7 protein-coding genes and 1 pseudogene are annotated in these 6,137 nt (G+C 32.6%); 1 reads left to right on the forward strand and 7 read right to left on the reverse strand.

The features are described from left to right. Positions 1-156: 156 nt before the first annotated feature. The gene (gene istB, locus OA86_RS14865; protein WP_039355029.1) at positions 157-900 is read left to right on the forward strand and encodes an IS21-like element helper ATPase IstB; all 744 of its coding nucleotides are present in this window, start codon (positions 157-159) and stop codon (positions 898-900) included. A gap of 90 nt (positions 901-990) precedes the next feature. Here the strand turns inward: istB and OA86_RS14870 are convergent, their stop codons facing one another. The 7 genes and pseudogenes from OA86_RS14870 to OA86_RS15805 all read right to left on the reverse strand — a co-directional run. Further along, on the reverse strand, positions 991-1,317 hold the full coding sequence (locus tag OA86_RS14870) for a hypothetical protein (RefSeq protein WP_039355032.1): 327 nt from the start codon (positions 1,315-1,317) through the stop codon (positions 991-993). Between the two features lie 10 nt (positions 1,318-1,327). Beyond that, positions 1,328-1,777, reverse strand: a complete 450-nt coding sequence (locus tag OA86_RS14875; protein WP_039355035.1) for a hypothetical protein — start codon at positions 1,775-1,777, stop codon at positions 1,328-1,330. A gap of 6 nt (positions 1,778-1,783) precedes the next feature. Then, entirely contained in the window at positions 1,784-2,710 is a 927-nt protein-coding gene (locus OA86_RS14880) for a DUF3289 family protein (RefSeq protein ID WP_039355037.1), read from the reverse strand. Between the two features lie 11 nt (positions 2,711-2,721). Further along, a complete protein-coding gene (locus tag OA86_RS14885; protein WP_177187130.1) occupies positions 2,722-3,249 on the reverse strand; it encodes a hypothetical protein in 528 nt (175 codons plus the stop codon). A gap of 379 nt (positions 3,250-3,628) precedes the next feature. Further along, positions 3,629-4,153: a hypothetical protein gene (locus OA86_RS15455; protein ID WP_126340510.1), complete on the reverse strand. Its 525-nt coding sequence runs from the start codon at positions 4,151-4,153 to the stop codon at positions 3,629-3,631. Positions 4,154-4,283: 130 nt separating this feature from the next. Then, complete coding sequence (locus tag OA86_RS14895; RefSeq protein WP_039355044.1) at positions 4,284-5,561, reverse strand: zinc metalloprotease; 1,278 nt, start codon at positions 5,559-5,561, stop codon at positions 4,284-4,286. A 12-nt stretch (positions 5,562-5,573) separates the two neighbouring features. Further along, positions 5,574-6,137 (reverse strand): annotated as a pseudogene (locus tag OA86_RS15805) (Vgr family protein); the annotation flags it as partial.

The following is a 6,137-nucleotide window of genomic DNA, read 5'->3' on the forward strand; positions in this document are numbered from 1 at the left end:
ACAATTTAGACCAAATTGATTTTGAGCAGAAGTCAGAGTCTGAACAGCAACTACCCATCCATGGTAATATCCGTGGGAAACAGTATTATAACTAGCAATTAGCAAAATTGACATTTTAATTAAATCATCATTAAACCAAATTAAATTTAGAAAATTATGAACGAACCTACCGTTACGAAAATGAAGCAGATGAAGCTTTACGGCATGCATCATGCGTTTAAAACCGCTATTGAAAGTGGCAAAACAGATCATTACACGCTCGATGAGTTTGTCTCGATGCTGATCGATGCAGAATGGGATGAAAGGCATAACAGGCGCATTGAAAGAAGTATCAAAAATGCGCGATTCCATTATAAATCGAATATTGAAAGTATCAACTTCGAGCAGTCCCGAAACTTGGACCGCAATCTGGTGCTACGCTTAGCTGGATGCGAATTTGTAGAAAAGAATGAAAATATTTTAATCACTGGAAGTACGGGTGTCGGCAAAAGCTATTTAGGCACCGCATTTGGTTATCAGGCATGTATAGAAGGTTTTAAGGTCAGCTATTTTAACACCAATAAATTATTTGCTAAATTGAAAATGGCAAAAGCAGATGGCTCTTATCTTCGGGAATTGGCTAAAATACAACGCCAGGAGGTGATTATATTGGATGATTTTGGACTTCAGGCATTGGACAGTCAAAACAGAATAACTCTTTTAGAACTCATTGAAGACCGTCATAACAATGGTTCTGTTATTGTAACTTCGCAAATCCCCGTTGCGGGTTGGTATGATATCATCGGTGAAAAAACTATAGCCGATGCTATCTTGGATCGCCTAATCCACCAATCTCACCGTCTCGAACTGAAGGGTGAATCGATGCGCAAAAAAAGAGGAATAAACAGAGCCGAAAATTAATTATATTTGAATACAAATTAGCACATGAAAAACAGTCGTTTTTACCACAAAAAAAAGGTGGTCAATTTAAACCGAATTTACATGGTCACTTTAAACCGAATCTAGGTGGTCAATTACACCGAACTTTGCAGTTACAGTTGAAGTATGTTCTATCCATTTATTTTGAGAAAGACTATGATATTTATATTTCCATTTTATTTTTTTTTTATCAGGAGGAGGATTGTTTGTATAAGCAGTTACTTTAAACTTATAGGTTTTGCCATAAATCATCCCAACCTGCAAATTTTTGCCTGTACCATCATTTTTAGAACCCTTATCCAAAGCTGTCAACAGCTTTATACTTATTATCTGTGTAGGCTCAATGCCTTTTCGATCTATCGTTTTTTTGGTATCAAATTCTACCCCTGGATTTGCCATAATTTAAATTTTACTGTTCAAATTCAAAATTTTCAGCTTTTCCTGAAACTGCATCATAAATCACGTTACCATCTTTTAAAATATAAAAGACATCCATTTTTCCTTTGTTAAACCTTATATAAGCCAATAAATCCTGATTGTGTCCATCTAAGCCTTCCCTTCCTTTGTCATAATTTGCATTGAGAATGTCTGTCTTTTTATAAATGTACATTGAATACAGTGTATATCCTTGTAGATCCGTTACAGAATCAGCTTTTTCTGCCACTATAGCTTTTAACTTTATATATTCTTTTTTTTGGTAAACGAAATCTCCTTCTGAAAACCAATAGTCAATTCTATTGTTTTTTCCTTCACTTTTAAACTCGTAGGTAGTGGGTGGTAGAGAATTTAATTTAAAATCAATGGTCTTGTTATTCATACATGATACGGTTATTAGGAATAAAAATATTATATTTTTCATAAGTTATTAATTATTTGAACTTCCTTCCAAATTCATAATCTCTGTTATTTCTGTAAAAAAGGGTTTTGCGCTTCGGTAGTGTTGCAAAATATACCATGCTTTAAAGAAATCACCTGTATGATATTGTGGGATTCTGTCTCCACCATGCTTCTTAATATCATCCCAATCTAATCCGAAATGATCATAAAAAATATATTTGATTTTTGTCTTCCAAGCCTTTGTGCATTTATTGTAACTATAATCCTGAATTTCTGCTTTTACACTCCAGACCTGATGAACTGTGATACCCAACCCCGATACTTTGTCCCAAAATGAAGAAAAATTCAAAAGCTTCATAGTAAGTATTTCTATGGAGGAAGGATCATAATGATGGTTTTTTAAGGCATTTTTCAAATCATTTGCGAAAGAATTATGATAGGATGTAAATGCTGCATTACCTGCAATTTCTTTATTCAAAATTTCACTTTTGTATGTTCCTCCAGTTCCTTTTTTAAAGCGGTCTGACATTTCTAATGCAACACTTTCCATATCTCCAATTGAAAGTGAAGTCATAAGCTGATCGAGGTATGATTCTAATTTGGCATCATTTAATTTAAAAACTGGATCGAGCTGTATTGAACCTGATGAAACCGGACGATCTGCAAAAAACATATCCTCAGCCTTCGTACCATCCAGTTTAAATCCAGGATTTCTCATAGTTTTGCCAATTACTTTATTTTTTATTTTTATTATACCTTCTTTGCACTCCTCCTCCTTTATTCCTTCCTTTCCAAACCCTTGCAAAACAGCTCGCTTTTGACTGGAAAACTCCAAATTACCTTTAGTGGCTTCAATAATTACTTCTTCTGATTCTTCGTGAGAAACTTTAGAAATCGAAGTGTAATTATTCACAACCTGGATATTAATATTATTTGCTTTTTTAAAAATCGCCATGAGGCTTCAGATTAATGTGAATTTCCTTCTTCCCCACTTTGCGACTTCACCGTCTTTTCGCTTTGTAAAGTTGCATTTTCTTTCGTACTTACAATAGTCACTTTTTCGGCATAAGAATCACTTTTCTTAGCTTGGATATTTCTTTCGCTTTCAGAAATTTCGCTTCTCATGTCGGACGACTCGTGAATATTTCCGGTCGCTGATTGCATGAGATCTTTTCCGGCGGTATCAATCATATTTACTCCCGCGTTTGATACAATATTCACGTTTGCAGTTGCAAAAATATTACTACCTGCAATAGATGTAATATCAACACCTGCATTCATTTTTATGTTTTTTCCAGCCGTGAAAGTCATATTGTTCGGCGCAGTAACTTCAATATTTCCATTTCCATCCATAAAATAAGTATTCCCACTTGGATCCAAAATCGTTACGCTTTTCTCATTATCATTCATCAACACTTTAATTCCGCTTTTTGTTTGAATCGAACGCATGTGGTTCTGCGCTCCACCACCCAATCCAACTTTACCGTGAAACATTCCACCCATCACAAAAGGACGATCCGGGTGGTTGTATTCAAAGCCTACTATTACCTGATCGTCAACTTTGATATCATTAAATATAAAAAAAGCAGAAAATTGGTTCTGCTTTTTTTTATTTAACTTCTTTCATTTTTCCACTTTCTCCATCCTTTCTATAATTTGTTGGTATAAAAGAAGGATGTTTACCAATTTAAAAGAAATTTTTAGGTGTATTTGGTTTTCCTTTTAAAATTGAACTAAGAAGTATTTCTTTCCATTTTCATCATCAAAAATAATTTACAAATGTTTGCTTATTTTCATCTACTTGTGCTATACTGTTTTTAAATTTATTATTACTTTTGTTTATAAAACTTTAGGACATTCATTCAAATAAAATTTAAGGTTCTTTAGAGATTTGATATTCTTTGATCACTTTTCCCGAAGTAGCATCTATTTCTACATTTTGAATGATTTGAAATGAAGAGTCATCTTTTTTGCCCGTATCCCAACTTAGATACCAAATAGGAATATTATTTTGTCTTTCATTTCTCGAAACATTAGTTTTACCATCCATTAAATTTACATTTTTACTCTTTAAATATTCTTCCACTTTCTCCCAAGAAAAATTTTTGTAAGGCACATCATAATTAGTTTCTTTAATAAGTTCTCCAGTATCATTAAATTCTCTCCAAATGCCATTTTGAAAACCACTTTCATGAAACTGCTGACCCTTTAATTTAATATTACCTTTAATATTATAATTTTTTAGAAGGATAAAAGGATTATTCTTGTATTCAATTTTCTCCGAATATTCTTCCCCCCATTTATCTTGAGTTATTTTTTCTTCATTATTGAGATTGAAAACGTAATAACCTTCCTCTGATTTATTTTTTTCAAATTTATTTATATCAAATTTTTCCATAATTTCGAGTTTTTTTGAAGTTTGAATTTCTTTTTTTACTTTTTTTACTTCTTGTTTATCCTTTTCCTGCCCGTTACACGAAAAAACCAAAGACAATAAAACCACAAATATCAATTGTTTCATAATATATCTATTCTTTTGTTACTAAATAATGTTGTCTAATTATATCCCATTGCCACTTCCAAATAGTACGGCGAGTTACAGGATAATCCATAATATCTTCGGTTTTATTTTTTTTAAATGTAAAAAGACTATTATTATCAAACGAATGGTATAAACCTAATGCGTGTAAAGTCTCATGTACTACACAAGTTTCAAACCGATTCGCTTTACTATAAACTAAAACAAAATCCGATGGTACGTCGTAAGCTTCACCACCTGCAGCAGGATAAGGAAAATCAAAAACATAAACAATTAGATGATTGGGATATTTGACACGTAAATTATATTGCGAACTCATATACTTATGTAAATCACCGTGCTTTCCATCCGTATGTGTATTAAGAATATTTGTTCCGTTAAAATACCTTGTATTAAATACTGTGTCACTTGTTAAATCAATTGAAGTGTCAACAACAACATTAGGAGTTATAAGAGCTTGTTGTAAATGTTTTTTTAATTTAGCGATTTCACCCTCTATGTTACCCGATATATTTCCAATTTTTACTCTTGATAAAACAATGCTTAATTTTTTTCTATCTAATTTTCCATTTTTATGTATTTTCAATTTACCAACTAATTCATCATCTGCCATTACATTAATAAATTGATCTTGGTTAAAAGTTTTTATACAGGTTATGTGTAGATAATCTGGCAAGGTATGTTTGCCTCTGGATTTCTGGGAAATTTCATTGTGGTTTAGTTTAAAAAGAGTTTTATCATATTGAAATTCTAATTTTTTGGGTGGTTCTTTTACAATTATCTTTAAACTTAATTTTGCTGTTTTGCCTTTGTACAAAGACATCCAAGGCACAACATAAAAATCATTATTAAATTTAACTTGCAATACTAAAAACTTTCTTAATAATTTTTTGTATTCTTCTTCATCTGGCACAATATTCTTTCCATAAATTGCATTATTTTGGGCAATATGTCCTGCAGCATCTCGGTTTTTACCAATAATATTTTTATACCAAGTATCGCCTAATAATGCTGTATCTCCCATTCTTACCCAATCAAATCCAAATTCTCCTGTCCAATTATTATGCGGACGAAATTCCACTAGACATTTTGCTTTTATTTGAAAAGCAGGTGCTTTATCAGGGCTACCTAAACTTACGCCTTTAGTATGACCTTTATCAAAAATAATATCAGCGGCATTATCGATGATACTGCTTTCAGAATAAATGTTATAATCTTTACCAATGATTTCGGTAATTTTACCTTTTACAATTCTTGTCCTGCTCATTTTTAAAAATTATTAGAAGTTTTTAGATTTCTCACCGCTGTTATGTTGTACTTCTTCCTGAGCATGTCTTGTTATCGAAGCATTTGAACTTGTTTCAATTCCCTTATCAGAATTAACAGTTGTTTTTCCCTGCTTCGTCTCACTATGCACATCACCTTCAATCATTTCCGTCAGTTTTCCTGTGATAAACATACTTGCATCACCCATCACAGAAGTCAGTTTCATGGCGCCAATACTTTGGGTGGCATTCATTCCGACAGTTTGACTGTTGTTCATTCCTATCATTTCACTCGCATTCATACCAACATTCGTCGTCATATTTTCACCCACATTAATATTCATGTTCTTACAATTCAGCGTCATCGTTTCTGGTGCTGTAATATTAATATTCCTACCAGTTGTATCTAGATGAATTTCATTACCGGATTTATCAGTAATAACAATGCTTTCATCTTCTGTAAAAACCACTTTATGTCCACTTCTTGTCATAATTGATTTTACACGGTTATTTGCAAATCCTCCTAAAGCCGTTCCTCCATGAAACATACCGCCCATGACAAAAGGTCGGTCCGGATG

This window comes from Kaistella jeonii (assembly GCF_000812865.1).
GTDB classification, from domain to species: domain Bacteria; phylum Bacteroidota; class Bacteroidia; order Flavobacteriales; family Weeksellaceae; genus Kaistella; species Kaistella jeonii.